Raw genomic sequence first — 16,028 nt, 5'->3', positions numbered from 1 at the left:
AATCAAACTTGATCTCTGACTTATCTCTCTCCGTTCACCGGCCGAAACCAGTGTACAGGATGGAGTTGGCACCTTCTATCAGACGAGTACTCTGATAGGGTTGCCAAGGCTTCACAGGGCCATTTCCCTCTGCCTTTCTTGATAAGTTGTTTTGAAAGAACTGCCGCAAATGTAATAGGCTGCTTTCCGAATTTCCAAAACTTTTTTTGTAGCTGTGGCAAAAATCACATGCTCAAAAAGCAGGAAAGAAAAAAATCCGCAATCGATTTCATGCCTGCAACCCCTTGTGGCACAAGGCTTCAGAGAAATCAGGAGGTATGCCATTTGTTAATGTTCACTAACTTGGTGAAAATTATTTTTTCTATTTCAGTACCCGCTTCTAATTTTACCCTCGCTAATACGAAATCAATTTTGTTCTCTGATGAAAAGGGTGAGCCTAAATAGTTGTTGTTGGTAAACGGTACCGTTCTCCGTTTTACCCGCAACATATTCAACAAAAAAACCTGAATCATCAGTACACATGAGCCAACTTCAAGGAGCAGCACAACTGGCCCAATTTGAGGCCTTGCTGCAACCGAATGACCCCACTGCTACACTGGCCGCTGCTGCACATGCATGGCCGGGAGCTGTTGTATTGTCTACCAGTTTTAGTTGGGAAGATCAAATCATTACGCACCTCATTGCGGAGGCCAATTTGCCCATCGGATTGTTTACGTTGGACACTGGCCGTTTGTTTCCGGAAACCTATTCTACCTGGACAGCCACGCTGGAAAAATACCAGCTGCCCATTACCGCTTATTATCCTCAGGCCGATGGCTTACAATCTTACGTAGCGGCCAATGGTCCCAATGCCTTTTATGAATCCGTAGCGCTGCGGCAGCAATGCTGTCACATACGTAAAGTAGAACCACTGCAACGGGCACTGGCCGGTAAAAAAGTATGGATCACCGGCATTCGTGCTGCGCATTCGCCCAACAGGAATGACATGCACCAATTGGAATGGGACGCAACGCATCAGGTAGTAAAATATCATCCGCTGCTGCATTGGTCTACTGAGCAGGTAACAGACTTTATTCAACAACATCACATTCCTGCCAACCCCTTACACCAAAAGGGTTTTGTGAGCATTGGCTGCGCACCTTGTACCAGAGCCGTGCAGCCCGGCGAAGACTTTAGAGCCGGCCGCTGGTGGTGGGAAGATGCCAGCAAAAAAGAATGCGGCCTGCATGTACACAGCGCCTGATTAACCATGACCCTTGCATACACATTGTGCAAAAAATACAACAGCATCCATGAGTAGTTATTCATTTGATTATTTAGATCACCTCGAGTCGGAAGCCATTCACATTATGCGAGAAGTAGCCGGACAGTTTGAACGTCCAGCCCTGCTGTTTAGTGGTGGTAAAGATTCTATTTGTCTGGTCCATCTCGCATTGAAAGCATTTCGCCCCGGCAGGTTTCCATTTCCGTTGGTACACATCGATACGGGCCACAACTTTCCGGAGGCACTCGCCTACCGCGATGCACTGGCTGAAAAAATAGGCGAACGTTTGATTGTACGCCAAGTGGGCGATACCATTCAGCGCCAGCAACTCACTGAGCCAAAGGGCAAGTTTGCGAGCCGCAATGCGTTGCAAACCTATACCCTGCTCGAAACCATTGAAGAGTTTGAATTTGATTGCTGCATTGGTGGTGCCCGCCGCGATGAAGAAAAAGCGAGGGCAAAAGAAAGAGTGTTTAGTGTGCGGAATGAATTTGGTGAATGGGATCCCAAACAACAACGCCCGGAACTGTGGAGCACTTACAATGGTCGCATTTCGAAGGGCGAAAATGTACGAGCCTTCCCCATCAGCAACTGGACAGAGTTAGATGTATGGAATTACATCCGTCGCGAAGGCATTGAATTGCCATCCATCTACTTTGCTCACGACCGTGAAGTGCTGGTGCATGACGATCAACTCATTGCCGTTTCAGATTTCATACAAATAGAAGAAGGCGATGTGGTAGCCGTGAAGAAAGTTCGCTATCGTACTGTTGGCGATATGACTTGTACTGCTGCTGTTGAAAGCCATGCAGCCACACTCGATGAAGTGGTGAATGAAATCATTGCCACCCGCATCAGCGAACGTGGCGAAACCCGCATCGACGACCGCGTAACCGAAGCGGCCATGGAAGACAGAAAGAAGAATGGATACTTTTAACCCCAACCCCTAAAGGGGCTAATACAATAAAAACAATGGATCTTTTACGATTTATAACCGCCGGCAGTGTTGATGATGGCAAGAGCACTTTAATTGGTCGTTTGCTGTACGACAGCAAGAGCATATTGGTAGACCAATTGGAAGCCATCGAAAGGCAAACCAAAAACAAAGCCAATGGCGAAATTGATCCGGCATTGCTGACGGATGGACTTCGTGCCGAACGTGAGCAAGGCATTACCATTGATGTGGCTTATAAATACTTTTCTACGCCCAAACGCAAATTCATTATTGCGGATGCGCCGGGCCACATTCAGTACACCCGCAACATGGTGACGGGTGCCAGCAATTCCGAACTCATTATTGTACTCATTGATGCCCGCCAAGGCGTGGTGGAACAAACTCGACGCCACAGCATTATTGCTTCGCTGCTCCGCATACCTAAAGTAGTGGTAGCCATCAACAAAATGGACCTTGTTGATTTTTCTGAAGACGTGTACAACAACATCGTAATTGACTATACACAGATTGCAGCAAAACTGGGCCTGAAAGATGTAACCTATGTACCCATTTCTGCACTCAATGGCGACAACATCGTTGACAAAACCGACAGCATGCCCTGGTACAAAGGACTGCCTTTGCTGGAGTTTTTGGAAACAGTGGAAATTGCAGAAAACATCAACCTGTCACAAGGTCGATTTCCAGTACAGTACGTAATACGACCTCAAACTGAAGAGCTGCACGACTACCGTGGCTATGCCGGTAAAATCATCAGCGGCACCTATAAGGTAGGTGAACCCGTAACGGTACTGCCAGCAGGAATTCAAACAACCGTTGACCGAATCGAACATAACTTCAAAGACGTGTCTACAGCGCATGCACCACAAAGCATAGTGTTGCATCTTACAGATGATGTAGATGTAAGCCGGGGTGATGTGATTGTTCCCACTGCTTTCTTACCCAAGCAAAGCAATGAACTGGAAGTGCTGCTCTGCTGGATGGATACCAAACCATTGCTGAGTGGCAACAAATACCAGCTTCAACTCAACAGTAGCCGTGTACGTGCAGTGGTAAAAAACATTGAGTACAAAATCGATGTGAATACCTTAGAAAACATTCCATTTGACGGCACTGTAAAACTAAACGAAGTGGTAAAGGCAACCATTCGTACAGCAGTGGCACTGCCATACGACAGCTACGCCGACCTGAGAGCCAATGGCGGCGCCATCCTCATCGATGAAACCAGCAACATTACTGTAGGTGCCTGCATGATTCAATAAGCAAAGACCAAAAATCATCAGGCACAAAGCCGTATCACTATTGTTCACCTTTTTAGTGAATTCAACTTGACAACATTCACACCAACCCCAACAGGAAAAGTCATCATTATTGGTGCCGGCCCCGGCGACCCGGAATTGCTGACGATAAAAGCAGCTCGTCATTTGGCACAAGCCGATGTGGTGCTGGTTGACCGCCTGGTCAATCCTGCCATTACGCAGCAGTTTGCAGCACAAGCCATCATCATTCCTGTAGGCAAGCAATGCCGCAAAGACAAGAGTACACCGCAACTCACCATCAACGAATTGCTGGTACATCATGCCTGCATGCACCGCAATGTGGTACGTTTAAAAGGCGGTGATATCAGCATTTTCAGCAACATACTCGATGAATTAGAAACACTCGAAGCCCACAATATTGCTTACGAACTGGTGCCGGGAGTAACGGCAGCTTTAGGTACTGCGGCAGTAGCTGGCGTACCACTCACAGCAAGAAATATTTCGAGAGGCGTTCGTTTGCTTACGTATTATAACCATGAAGCTGTGGATGAAGCGGAATGGCAAAACCTTGCCAACACCAGCGACACATTGGTGTTTTACATGAGTGGCGAAACTTGTTTCACCCTTGCAGCAACACTGATGGCACATGGCAAAAAAGGAGATACACCTATATTGCTGGCAGAGCAAGCCACAACACCACTGCAACAGTTTCAGTTGAGCACACTTGCCACTTGCAGTACCGACTGGCAGCAACACCGCTTTTTGTCACCTGCCTTACTCATTATTGGCGAAGCTGCACAACTGCACAAGCGTTTCATGTGGAGCAGCAACGCACAAACCAATACAGAATTTTTTGATCCGGTAACCGTGATACCAACAATACCAACAGCAAAGCCTGCTGAAACCGTTACCATAGTTCGTTAATCCATCTCAATTACTCCATCATGTTGGCTCCCGCAAAATTGCAACAATTACATGCCCTTATTGAGCAAAGCACTTCGGAAGAGTGGTTGTGGATGAGTGGCTACCTCGCAGGATTGGCCAGAGGAAACGACGCTGCGCAACTGCCCCCTGCTAGTAATAAAGCCACTGCGAATGGCATCGTAACCGTACTCTACGGCACGGAGACCGGCAACTCCAAAAAAGTGGCCACTACCCTCGCCGGCAAACTGAAACAAGCCGGAAGAAAAACAAAATTAGTTGCTGCCGAACAATACAAACTGCAACAACTGAGTGCTGAAGAAACCTTGCTCATTGCCATCAGCACACAAGGTGAAGGAGAACCTCCTGCCAACGCAAAAGCATTGTATGATTACTTACATCAATTGCAAACACCATTGCAGGGTTTGCAATATGCGGTGGTAGCCTTAGGCAGTAAATCATACCCTTTATTTTGTCAGGCCGGCATTGATGTGGATGCACAGCTCAAAAGACTGCAGGCCACAGCCATCGCTCCCATTGCGCTATGCGATGATGATTATGAACCCGTAGCCGATGCGTGGATGAGTAATGTACTCACTGCATTGCAACAGCAGGCACCGGTAGCAAAACCTGCAGCAGCAGTGGTTTCGGTACAAAGCAGTGGCAAAAAAACGTTCACCGCTACTCTCGGTGTCAATCAATTGCTGAACGATACCGGCAGTAATAAAAAGGTGCACCATCTTGAATTTGATTTACCCGAAGAGCTGGTGTATTTACCGGGAAACGCCGTGGGCGTTACCCCGCATAACTCCGCTTCCGTTGTAGCACAAATCATTCAACTGCTACAGGTACAACCCGATGCTATCTTTAGTTTCAAACAGCAATCAGCATCAGCCAAACACTTGCTCACACAGGTCGTTAGCATTTCTCACCTTACTACCGCTGTGGTAAAAAAATATGCGCAACTCATTCAAACAGACATTCCAGACACCCGCATCGATTTGTTTGATTTGCTGCGCATTTATCCTTGGCCTTCAGAGTTTGCAGCGCAACAACTGTTTGACATTCTCAACCCTATTACACCAAGACTCTACACCATTTCTTCATCGCCCAACACCCATCCTGGGCAAATTCATTTAACGGCAGCATTGCATGAATTTGATACAGAAGAAGGCAGCAAACATGGCTTTGGCTCTACTTATGTAACGCAACTCAAACCGGGCACCAAAGTGGACATGTTCCTGCATCAGCAAAAACATTTTCAGATTCCCCGCTCCGACCGTCACCTCATTATGCTGGCTTATGGCACAGGCATAGCACCGTTTCGCAGCATGGTGGCAGAAAGAGATGCCACGGGAGCCAGCGGTAAAAACTGGCTGCTGTTTGCAGAAGAAAACCGGGTAACTGATTTCTACTATCAAAGCGAATGGCAGAGCTTGCACGAAACAGGCAGCCTGCATCAATGGCATGTAGGTTTTTCTACCAACACGCAGCAACAAAAAACCTTGCAACAGTTGGTGCTTGAGCATGAAGAGCAACTGTGGCAATGGCTGAATAGTGGTGCGTATGTATTCATTAGTGGAGAAAAAGCCGTAGCTGGTAAACCAGTAGAGGAAGCCTTGCTGCAACTCATTGCCCGCAAACAACAAAGCAGCGAAGAAGCCGCTGCCAACTATTTGAAAGAGCTGGCCAAAGAAGGCCGCTACGCAAAAGAGTTGTATTAAATCATTCTATCCATTTCATAAGCAGCATACATGAAACCATCACCGGTTGAAAAAATAAAAAAAGAAAGTCAGGGACTGCGGGGCACACTCACAGAAGCCCTGCAAAATGATTTGACAGGCGCCGTGAGTGAAGCCGATTTGCAGGTCATCAAATTTCATGGCATGTACCTACAAGACGACCGCGACAGAAGAGAAGAACGGGCTGCCAAAAAATTAGAACGCCTCTACTCTTTTATGATTCGCCTTCGCTTGCCTGGCGGTACTTTAACTGCCGACCAGTGGTTGGCAACGCATCATATAGCCGGCGAACATTCTACAGGAGTCATCAAAATCACCACCCGACAAACTATACAATTACATGGCTTGTTGAAGTCAGACATCAAACCAACGATACAGGCATTTAATGCCGCTCAATTGGATAGCATTGCTACCTGCGGCGACATCAACCGAAACGTTGCGGCAAGTTCGCATCCTGCATTCTCTCCCATTCATGCACAAGTGCATGCCTATGCCGATAAAATCAGCAGCCTGCTGATGCCCAAAACCAGGGCTTACTATGAAATATGGCTGGATGAAGAAAAGCTGGCCGAACGTTCGGAAGAAGATCCCCTGTACCAAGACCGTTACCTGCCGAGAAAATTCAAAATCGGTATTGCCATTCCACCCAACAATGATGTGGATGTATATACGAATGATTTGGGATTGATTGCCATCATTGAAAACAATGAGTTGATTGGTTTCAACATTGCCATTGGCGGTGGCCTAAGCCAAACCCATGGCAATACAGCCACGTACCCCCGACTGGCCAGCACCATTGGTTTTGTAGCCGGTGAAGAAAACACGCTGAAAGTGATTTATGAAATACTGACGGTGCAAAGAGATTATGGCAACCGCAGAGATAGAAAACTAGCCCGATTAAAGTATACCGTTGACAACCTTGGCCTCGATAAATACAAAGCTGAAGTAGAACGCAGAAGCGGCGTCAGGATTGAACCCGCTAAGCCGGTACAGTTTGATGCCCGGCAAGATTTGTTTGGCTGGCAGCAAGCCGCCAATGGTTTGTGGTATTACACTGTGTTTGTAGAGCATGGCCGTGTAACGGATGATGCCAACGCAGCAACAAAAACTGCGTTGTATGAAATAGCCAAAACAGGCAAGTGCAATTTTCGTTTCACCAGCAATCAAAACGTGATTGTGGCTGATGTGCAGGAGCAAGACAAAGCCGCTATTGATGCATTGCTGGAACAATTTTCTGTGAAAGCCTTTACAGAATACAGCAGTGCAGTTCGCAAAAACAGCATGGCTTGTGTTGCCTTCAATACATGTCCGTTAGCATTGGCAGAAGCGCAACGGTATCTGCCTTCACTCATTTCCAAAATAGAACCGCTGTTGGAAAAACATGGTTTGCAAGAGGAAGAAATCATTGTTCGCATGACGGGCTGCCCCAATGGCTGCGGTCGTTCGCCAGCTGCTGAAATAGGATTTATCGGCACGGCGTATGGCTTGTACAATTTGCATATTGGTGGCGATAGAATTGGCAAACGCCTGAATGTAAAATATCAGGAAAATGTAGACGAAGCGGGTATTTTAAAAGAGCTCGATTCTTTGTTCGAAGCATACGTTCAGCAAAAGCTACCCAACGAAAATTTTGGCGATTTCAGTTATCGCTTTGTTCAAAACAGCAGTAAGTAAGATGAGTGCGAAATTGTTGATAGAAGATGAAGTGGCCTCTGCCAAGGAATTCAATCCCTTGTTTCCGGTGTTTGTAAAACTGGAACAAATGAGGGTGTTGGTAATTGGTGCCGGCCCTGTGGGTACAGAAAAACTGCAAGCCATTTTGAGCAATTCGCCCCGTACCAACATTACGGTACTGGCCGAAGTATTCAGCCCCGGCATGCAGCAGTTATTGCAGCAGCATCCGCACATTCAACAACTGCAAGCATCTTATTCTCCTACGCATCTTTCCCTTGCTGATGTAGTGATGGTGGCAGTAAATAACCGAGCACTTGCAGAAGACATTTACTACGAAGCCAAGCAACAGCACAAATGGGTGAACGTGGCAGACACTCCCGATCTCTGCGATTTTTACTTATCGTCTGTGGTAAAAAAGGGCAGGTAAAAATTGCGATTTCAACAAACGGAAAATCGCCTACACTCGCCAAGCGTTTGAAAGAAGTATTGCATGACAGCCTGCCCGACGAGTTGGATGCATTGGCCAACAACCTGCATCAGGTGCGCAGCAAACTCAGCGGCGATTTTGATAAGAAAGTAAAACAGCTAAATAAAATCACCGCCTCTTTGCATGTAGATGAATCGAAAGATCAGCGTACCCGCTGGTTCAATATTGCCCGCTGGTCGTTGATTGTGTTTGCCTCCATGCTCATTGGCCATTTCATTTTTTCCTACATCCCATTTCAGGCATTGGCCGATGGCACCATCGACTTGTATTTACAGCTCGATAACAACTTTGGCTGGATATTGCTGGCGGGTTTTCTCGCCCAAATTATTGATGGTTCATTGGGTATGGGCTATGGCATCACTTCTGCTACCATCATGCTTTCCGCAGGTGTACCACCGGCTGCCATGAGTGGCAGCATTCACACAGCAGAAATGTTTGCCAGCGGCGCCAGCGGTTTGAGCCATTACCGTTTTGGCAACGTCAATAAAAAACTATTCAAAGCCATTGTGATACCGGGTGTTATTGGAGCAGTGATTGGTGCCTGGTTGTTGGTAGAATTTGGCGAAAGTCATGCACAATACCTGCGCCCCATGATGGCATGTTACACCTTGTTTTTGGGAGTGAAATTTATTTTCAATGCTTTTAAAACAACGGTACCCAAAAAGAAATTCAAGCACTATAAATTGTTAGCAGGCACCGGTGGTTTCCTCGATTCGTTTGGTGGTGGTGGCTGGGGCCCTATTGTTACCAGCACCCTCATCAACAGGGGCCGCACACCTAAGTACGTGATTGGCACCGTAAGCCTCACCGAATTTTTTGTTACCCTCAGTAGTGCCTTCGCCTTTTTCATCATGATTGGCGTGAGCCATTGGCAGGCGATTGTCGCACTCATCATTGGTAGTCTTATTGCCGCCCCAATTGCTGCAAGGCTGGCAGGAAAAATGCCCCGCAAAACGGCTTTCTTATTGTTGGGTTGTTTGGTGATTGTATGGAGTGCCAAAATCCTCATCAAAATTTTCTAAGAATTTGTTTTCACAGAATTTGTTTTGTTCACTGATTTAATGAACATTTGCAATCTCATAAAATGATGGTTCATTAACCATCATTAATATCCCCTATTTCATTTATTAGCATATCGAAAAACATGAATCAACAACACACATCATTTTTGTTCACTGTTTTAGTGTACTTTAAAAAATTTACACTAGCGGTATTCTTCATTATTGCAGCCAATACTGCTTTCGCACAACTAAACGGCTCTGTTCAAATTAGTGGACGGGTAGTAAATGAATCCGGCAGTCCGCTGGAAGGCGTTAGCATTGTATTGAAAGGTGGCACGCAAGGCACAGCGTCAGACTCTGCAGGCAACTTTTCATTCATCATCAACCAACGCTTTCCGTTTACCCTTGTATTTACCAGTGTTGGGTATGCGCCATACCAGTTGGAAGTACGGAATGCCCGTTCGAATGTGGCAGTACAACTTACAACGCAAACCTTTATTGCCAACGAAGTAGTGGTTACCGCCAGTCGTGCCGAGGAATCGAGATTGAAGTCGCCGGTAGCTATTGAAAAGCTAAGCATACGGGCATTGAAAGAAACACCAGCACCCTCCTTTTACGATGCATTAGCCAATGTAAAGGGTGTACAACTCACCACGTCTTCCCTTACGTTTAAAGTGCCCAATACCCGTGGCTTTAATAATCCTAACAACTTTCGATTTATGCAAGTTGTAGATGGCGTAGACATGCAGGCTGCAACACTGGGTGTACCGTTGGGCAATACCATTGGTCCAACAGAATTGGACATTCAATCAGTAGAAATTACACCGGGTGCAGCTTCAGCTTTGTATGGTATGAATGCCATCAATGGCATGGCCAATCTCATCACGAAAAGCCCTTTCAATCATCGAGGGTTGAGCTTTTACCAAAAGCTGGGAGTAAACCATGTAGATGGCAAAGACCGCGACCCAAGTATTCTTACAGAAACTGCCGTTCGCTGGGCTGATGTGATTGGTGAAAAATGGGCGTACAAAATCAATTTCAGCTATCTGAAAGGAACCGATTGGGTAAGCAGCACCGCTACCGATCAAAACACGGCTGCTAACAGTCGCTTTCCGGAGCTCAATGGCATTGGCAACAACCCCGGCTATGATGCATGGAACAAGTATGGCGATGAAAACAACAACAATGTTTCTGTACAAGTAAGGTACAACGGTCGCAATGAAACGTTTAATGTGCGGAGAACAGGTTATTGGGAAAAAGATCTGGTGAGCCCTACCGTTGAAAACCTGAAGTTTGATGCCGGACTTCACTATAAAATCAATCGCAACCTCGAAGCCTCTTACGCCTATCGCATTGGCGAAATGGATGGCATATTTCAGCGGGGAAATAAAATTCAATTGGATGGCGTAGTGGTGCAAAACCACAAGCTTGAATTAAAAGGAAAAACCTTTTTGTACGAGGCTATGTGAGCATTGAAAATACAGGGAACAGTTACAATCTGAAACCACTCAGCGACAATCTTGATTTGACGCACTTAAGCAATGCCCAATGGGCCAGCAAATTTGCAGGCAGTTTACAAAGCTCCATTGATGGCGGCACATCCCTTGCTGAAGCCATGCGCCAGGCAAGGCTGGTAGCCGATGCGGGCCGTGTAGAACCTGGCACGCCGGCTTTTGAGCAACTCAAACAAACCATTGTTGGCATCAACAATTGGGACCATGCCAACCTGGTGCCTGCAGTACCCAATGCCCCGGCTACCGGCGGTGCATGGCTTACGCAGAAAAGCCGCATTTACCATTTCGATACGCAATGGGATTTGAGTGATGAAATCAAATTTGCCAACCTGTTGGTGGGTGCCGATTGGCGTACATACGAAGTGATTCCTGATGGCAACAACTTTGTTGACTTCAGCAAGCCTTTGGATAAACGTACCACACCCGGTGGCAACAATGTATACTATCATAAATACGGCGTGTTTGCACAATTGAGTAAAGCATTCTTCAAAGACAAACTGAAACTCACCGCATCAGCAAGGGTAGATCAGAACCTCGAATTCAATCCGAAGTTCAATCCTCGCATTGCCGCTATTTGGTCGGTTACACCAAAGCAAACCCTGCGGGTTTCCTTTCAAAACGGATTTCGCTTCCCTGCTTTGTTTGAAGCACTCAGCTATGTCAACAACGGTAATGTGCGAAGAGTGGGTGGATTGGCTTACATCAATGAAGGATTGGGCTATCTGGAAAACAGCTACACTCTGGCAAGTGTGAATGCATTCAACAATGCCGTAAACAGAGATGTAGCCAATGGAACAGCACGAAATACGGCTGCACTCAACAATCGCAATCTGTTGTCTATTACCAACCTTTCACCTACCCGTCCGGAAAGAGTCAATTCATTTGAAGCTGGTTACAGAAGTATTTTACTCAACAACAAACTCACCATTGATGTAGATGTGTATTACAATGTGTACGATGGATTCCTCGGACAGGTAGAGGTAGCAGTGCCATCAACAGACAAAGTAGGTACAGATGCTTCGGTGCTGGATATGCTGAGCAGCAACCGGGCAAGGCAAATTCGTTATCGGGTGTATACCAATGCCAAAAATCAATATACCAGTTATGGTGCAGCTGCAGGCATCACTTACAACTTTTACAAGACCTACACATTTAGTGCCAATGCCAACTACAACAAACTGAAAGAAAATGAAAGCAGCGATGTTTTTCTCACTGGCTTCAATACACCAGACTGGGTTGTAAATATGTCGTTTGGCAACCGCGAAGTGGTGAAGAATGTTGGCTTCAATATTGTGTGGCGTTGGCAAAATGCATTCAACTGGGAAAGCCCCTTGGCAATAGGTCGTGTGGAAGCCAATCAGCAGGTAGATGCACAAGTGAACTATCGCATTCCAAAACTGCATGCCACCATTAAGCTGGGCGCCAGCAACCTGCTCAACAACCGTTACATCCAATATGCAGCCGGACCTACCATCGGCGGTTTGTATTACACATCCGTTACGCTGGATGGCTTGTTCAAATAACTTAAAAATATTGCGTGAATGAACGGCACGCATGTTTTCACTAGCAGTTTTAAAGCCCGCTGTTTCTACAGTGGGCTTATTTTTACCGCTGTAAATGCTGCTACTTTTTCTTTCGCTTTTTAACTTGCTGACGCTGTTCATTTTCAGCAATCAGTTTTTTAACGGCATCCATATCTGTTGCAGCTGATGCCGACAAATCAATCATGTCGTTGTAATCTCCTTTCGGAATATCAATGACATCTATTTTTTGCCCGATAAATTTTTCTACCGCAGCCAGCAAGGGCTTTTCTTCTTCGCTGCAAAAAGAAAGGGCATAACCTTTTTCCATACCACGGCCTGTACGGCCTACGCGGTGTACATAGTTTTCAGCTACATCGGGTATATCGTAATTGATAACGTACTCTACTTTTTTAATATCAATACCTCTGGCACTTACATCAGTAGTGATGAGCACTTTTATGGTACCCTCCGCAAATTGCTTCAACGCTTCAAAGCGTTCATCCTGTTCTTTATCACCATGTATCACAGCTGTTTTCAACCCTACTCTTTCCATGGCTTTCTGCACTCGTTCGGCACGTACCCGTGTACGTACAAACACCAGTATTTTACTATCGGGATTTTGCTGTATGGTACGCTCCAGAAAAAAGCGTTTGTCATCCATGGCAATGTTGGCCACTGTGTGTGTTACGTTACGGCTCACTGTATTTTGCGGACTCACTTGTATGCGAATAGGATTACGCACCAATGAGTAAGCCAGGTCTTTTATTTCTTCGTTGATGGTAGCAGAAAAAAACAAGGTTTGATGCTGCCGGGGCAAACGGCGTTTCACATCTTTTATATCACGCATAAAACCCAGGGCCATCATTCTGTCTGCTTCATCGAGCACCAGTATTTCTGCCGCTTCAATGTTGATGTGTTGCTGTGCAATCAAATCGAACAAGCGGCCGGGCGTAGCAATCAGCACATCAATACCGGCCTGCAGGCGGGCTATTTGTTTGTCTTGCTCCACACCGCCTACCACCGCCATTACCTGTGCCGTAGTGCCTTTGGCAATGCTGCAAAACACTTCATGAATTTGCATGGCCAGCTCACGGGTGGGCACCATTACCAATGCCCGCACACCGGCTGCCCTTCGCTTGCTGGTAAGGATGTGCTGCACCAACGGAATGGCAAAAGCAGCCGTTTTACCTGTTCCGGTTTGTGCAATGGCCAGCACATCTTCGCCCTTCATGATGCTGGGCATGGCTTTGTACTGTATGTCTGTTAAACGGGTAAAACCCAACGCAGCAAGGTTGGCCTTAATGGCTGGCAAAATGGGATACTTCTCAAATTTCATGTAGCACGAAGGTAACGTTTCGGGCCCACGCATGGCTTTTGCTGGCACTAAGCATCACATGCAGATAAGTAAGCAACTCACACATGCTGTATTTTCACCGCATGTTTTTCACCGTCTCAAAAATCCTGTACTTCTTGCTGGTGCCTTATCATTGGGTGCTGCTGTTGTTGGCAGGTATGTGGCTGCTCCGCAAAACCGTTTGGAAAAAAAGACTGGGCTGGGCAGCACTCATTGTTGGCTTGCTAGCCAGTAATCAATACATCTATCAAACCGTGGCCTGGCACTGGCAACCCAAAGTGGCGCCGCAAATGCACCAGCGCAACTATCGCATGGGCATTTTGCTGGGTGGCATGAGCTATGCCGATGACAGCCTGCAGCGGTATTTCGGCAGCACAGCCAGCCGTTTTATTCAGGCAGCCAAGTTGTATCACACAGGAAAAGTGCAATACCTTTTGTTGAGTGGCGGCGATGGCAGTTTGCAACAAAACCGCCCTGGCGAAGCCCCTTTTTACGTCAGGAATTGCGGGCCCTGCATGTGCCAGATTCGGCTATTTTGGTAGAAGACAAAAGCCGCAACACCTACGAAAGTGCATTGGCAGCAAAACCATTTTTGGCCAGCAAACAAGTGCAGGATACCAGTATACTTATTACCTCTGCCATGCACATGCCACGGGCCTTGGGTTGTTTTGCAAAAGCTGGCATTCCGGTAAAAGCACATGTGGCCGATTACATATTGGTACGCAACCAATTCAATTGGGAAACAGTGCTCGTTCCCGACCTTTCTTTACTCGGCCAATGGCAATACCTGCTAAAAGAAATGGTGGGCCTGCAGGTGTACCGCTGGACGGGGAAAGCGAGTTAATGTGCTAATTAGCTAATTTGAAAATGTGCTAATGGAAAGGCAATAACAAATAAGAAATAAGGAACAAAGAATAAGAAATAAATAAGTAGGGACAGCAATCTCATAGCTGTTCAACTCGTGAACTCTGGAACTTGTGAACTCTGGAACTTTCCAACCTTCCAACCTTCCAACTTACGAACCAACCAACCATCCCACTTACCTTCGCATCCGCCATCAACAAAAACAAGCATCATGCATCCGCAAACAAAAGCCATCCGCATTCAAAATCCGCTGACAGATGAAATGGAACACAGCACTCCGTTGTTCCTCACCAGCAGCTTTCAGTTTGATACGGCAGAAGACATGCAGGGTGCCTTTGAGGAAAAAAACGACCACAATATTTACAGCCGTTTTATCAACCCCACCGTTCGGGAGTTTATTGATAAAGTGTGTGCCCTTGAAGGGGCGGAAGACGGCTTTGCCACCGCTACCGGTATGGCTGCCATCTTTGGCACATTCATGACTTTTTTGAGCAGCGGCGATCACATTGTGAGCAGCCCGGCTGTGTTTGGCAGCACCCATACCATCCTTACCAAATACATGGGGCGCTGGGGCATCCAGTACAGCTACGCCGATTTCAGCAGCAAAGAATCCGTAGCGGCCGCCATCAAGCCCAACACCAAAATGATGTACCTCGAAACGCCCACCAACCCCGGTCTCGATGTGTACGATCTGGAATGGATAGGTGCTTTGTGCAAACAGCATAACATCATGCTCGTGGTAGACAACTGTTTTGCCACGCCATTGTTGCAAACACCTATTCAGTATGGTGCCGATTTGGTGATTCACTCTGCCACCAAATGGATGGAAGGACAAGGCCGTGTGCTCGGCGGCATTGTGGTGGGCAAAAAGAACTGGTGCGGGAAGTGTATTTGTTTTGCCGCCAAACCGGCCCCAGTATGTCGCCGTTTAATGCATGGATACTCAGCAAAAGTTTGGAAACGTTGGATGTGCGTATGCAGCGCCATTGCGACAATGCCGAAATACTCGCCGCTAAGCTGGAACAACATCCTGCCATCAATTGGGTAAAATATCCAACACTGCCCAGCCATCCGCATTATGCCATTGCCAAAAAACAAATGTGCCGAGGCGGTGGCATTGTGGTGTTTGAATTGAAAGGCGGACTGGAGGCCGGTATTCAATTCATGAACAATTTGCAAATGCTTACCCTCACCAGCAACCTGGGCGATACCCGCAGTATTGCCAGCCATCCGGCCAGCACTACGCACAGCAAACTCACCGAAGAAGAACGCATGTCAGTGGGCATCAGCAAGGGGCTCATCCGCATCAGCGTTGGTCTGGAGCACATCGATGATATTTTGGGCGACATTGTGCAATCGCTGGATAAGCTTGCGTAATTACTTGAAGCATTACCCAATATCTTCCTAAAAAAGGAATGAAAACAGCCATTGAGCAGGTATTGCTTGGTGGTTTGCTAAAAGCCTGCCTACTTT

The 16,028-nt window shown here is 46.7% G+C and carries 13 protein-coding genes, 1 pseudogene and 1 riboswitch; of the genes and pseudogenes, 13 read left to right on the top strand and 1 reads right to left on the bottom strand.

Annotated features, from left to right (window positions below; translation table 11 throughout):
- Positions 1 to 17 precede the first annotated feature (17 nt).
- Positions 18 to 148: riboswitch (SAM riboswitch) on the bottom strand.
- A gap of 372 nt (positions 149 to 520) precedes the next feature.
- From GLV81_RS03475 to GLV81_RS19880, 10 genes are all read left to right on the top strand, one after another.
- Entirely contained in the window at positions 521 to 1,243 is a 723-nt protein-coding gene (locus GLV81_RS03475) for a phosphoadenylyl-sulfate reductase (RefSeq protein WP_157476913.1), read from the top strand.
- A gap of 49 nt (positions 1,244 to 1,292) precedes the next feature.
- Positions 1,293 to 2,201 carry a sulfate adenylyltransferase subunit CysD gene (cysD, locus tag GLV81_RS03470; RefSeq protein WP_157476911.1) on the top strand — a complete coding sequence of 303 codons (909 nt, stop codon included), beginning with the start codon at positions 1,293 to 1,295 and terminating at the stop codon, positions 2,199 to 2,201.
- Between the two features lie 35 nt (positions 2,202 to 2,236).
- Entirely contained in the window at positions 2,237 to 3,478 is a 1,242-nt protein-coding gene (locus GLV81_RS03465) for a sulfate adenylyltransferase subunit 1 (protein ID WP_157476909.1), read from the top strand.
- Positions 3,479 to 3,544: 66 nt separating this feature from the next.
- On the top strand, positions 3,545 to 4,399 hold the full coding sequence (cobA, locus tag GLV81_RS03460; RefSeq protein ID WP_157476907.1) for a uroporphyrinogen-III C-methyltransferase: 855 nt from the start codon (positions 3,545 to 3,547) through the stop codon (positions 4,397 to 4,399).
- 20 nt (positions 4,400 to 4,419) lie between these two features.
- Positions 4,420 to 6,120, top strand: coding sequence for a diflavin oxidoreductase (locus GLV81_RS03455; RefSeq protein ID WP_157476905.1), 1,701 nt, complete (start codon positions 4,420 to 4,422; stop codon positions 6,118 to 6,120).
- 30 nt (positions 6,121 to 6,150) lie between these two features.
- A complete protein-coding gene (locus GLV81_RS03450) occupies positions 6,151 to 7,812 on the top strand; it encodes an NADPH-dependent assimilatory sulfite reductase hemoprotein subunit (protein WP_157476903.1) in 1,662 nt (553 codons plus the stop codon).
- 1 nt (position 7,813) lies between these two features.
- On the top strand, positions 7,814 to 8,239 hold the full coding sequence (locus GLV81_RS19190) for a precorrin-2 dehydrogenase/sirohydrochlorin ferrochelatase family protein (protein ID WP_197428897.1): 426 nt from the start codon (positions 7,814 to 7,816) through the stop codon (positions 8,237 to 8,239).
- 47 nt (positions 8,240 to 8,286) lie between these two features.
- Positions 8,287 to 9,321 (top strand): sulfite exporter TauE/SafE family protein, encoded by a 1,035-nt coding sequence (locus GLV81_RS03445; protein WP_197428896.1) that lies wholly within the window; start codon positions 8,287 to 8,289, stop codon positions 9,319 to 9,321.
- Positions 9,322 to 9,467: 146 nt separating this feature from the next.
- On the top strand, positions 9,468 to 10,769 hold the full coding sequence (locus GLV81_RS19885; protein WP_246186220.1) for a carboxypeptidase-like regulatory domain-containing protein: 1,302 nt from the start codon (positions 9,468 to 9,470) through the stop codon (positions 10,767 to 10,769).
- Positions 10,766 to 12,337 carry a TonB-dependent receptor domain-containing protein gene (locus GLV81_RS19880; RefSeq protein WP_246186219.1) on the top strand — a complete coding sequence of 524 codons (1,572 nt, stop codon included), beginning with the start codon at positions 10,766 to 10,768 and terminating at the stop codon, positions 12,335 to 12,337. The genes GLV81_RS19885 and GLV81_RS19880 overlap by 4 nt, the downstream gene beginning before the upstream one ends.
- 100 nt (positions 12,338 to 12,437) lie before the next feature.
- Here the strand turns inward: GLV81_RS19880 and GLV81_RS03435 are convergent, their stop codons facing one another.
- Entirely contained in the window at positions 12,438 to 13,673 is a 1,236-nt protein-coding gene (locus GLV81_RS03435; RefSeq protein ID WP_157476901.1) for a DEAD/DEAH box helicase, read from the bottom strand.
- An 83-nt stretch (positions 13,674 to 13,756) separates the two neighbouring features.
- Between GLV81_RS03435 and GLV81_RS03430 the strand changes: the two genes are divergently transcribed.
- From GLV81_RS03430 to GLV81_RS21655, 3 genes and pseudogenes are all read left to right on the top strand, one after another.
- The gene (locus tag GLV81_RS03430) at positions 13,757 to 14,233 is read left to right on the top strand and encodes a hypothetical protein (protein ID WP_157476899.1); all 477 of its coding nucleotides are present in this window, start codon (positions 13,757 to 13,759) and stop codon (positions 14,231 to 14,233) included.
- Positions 14,227 to 14,535, top strand: a complete 309-nt coding sequence (locus GLV81_RS03425; RefSeq protein ID WP_246186218.1) for a YdcF family protein — start codon at positions 14,227 to 14,229, stop codon at positions 14,533 to 14,535. Before GLV81_RS03430 ends, GLV81_RS03425 begins: the two co-directional genes overlap by 7 nt.
- A gap of 231 nt (positions 14,536 to 14,766) precedes the next feature.
- Positions 14,767 to 15,932 (top strand): annotated as a pseudogene (locus GLV81_RS21655) (trans-sulfuration enzyme family protein).
- Positions 15,933 to 16,028: the final 96 nt, after the last annotated feature.

Origin of the sequence: Phnomibacter ginsenosidimutans (genome assembly GCF_009740285.1) — a bacterium.
Taxonomy (GTDB): Bacteria; Bacteroidota; Bacteroidia; order Chitinophagales; family Chitinophagaceae; genus Phnomibacter; species Phnomibacter ginsenosidimutans.
This window is presented reverse-complemented; position numbering and strand designations above follow the sequence as displayed.

Bases quoted from the DNA above. Each gene is read 5' to 3' on its own strand.
- GLV81_RS03465 (WP_157476909.1), top strand. From the start codon at position 2,237: ATGGATCTTTTACGATTTATAACCGCCGGCAGTGTTGATGATGGCAAG.
- GLV81_RS03430 (WP_157476899.1), top strand. From the start codon at position 13,757: ATGCTGTATTTTCACCGCATGTTTTTCACCGTCTCAAAAATCCTGTAC.
- GLV81_RS03455 (WP_157476905.1), top strand. From the start codon at position 4,420: ATGTTGGCTCCCGCAAAATTGCAACAATTACATGCCCTTATTGAGCAA.
- GLV81_RS19190 (WP_197428897.1), top strand. From the start codon at position 7,814: ATGAGTGCGAAATTGTTGATAGAAGATGAAGTGGCCTCTGCCAAGGAA.
- cysD (WP_157476911.1), top strand. From the start codon at position 1,293: ATGAGTAGTTATTCATTTGATTATTTAGATCACCTCGAGTCGGAAGCC.
- GLV81_RS03450 (WP_157476903.1), top strand. From the start codon at position 6,151: ATGAAACCATCACCGGTTGAAAAAATAAAAAAAGAAAGTCAGGGACTG.
- GLV81_RS03435 (WP_157476901.1), bottom strand. From the start codon at position 13,673: ATGAAATTTGAGAAGTATCCCATTTTGCCAGCCATTAAGGCCAACCTT.
- GLV81_RS03475 (WP_157476913.1), top strand. From the start codon at position 521: ATGAGCCAACTTCAAGGAGCAGCACAACTGGCCCAATTTGAGGCCTTG.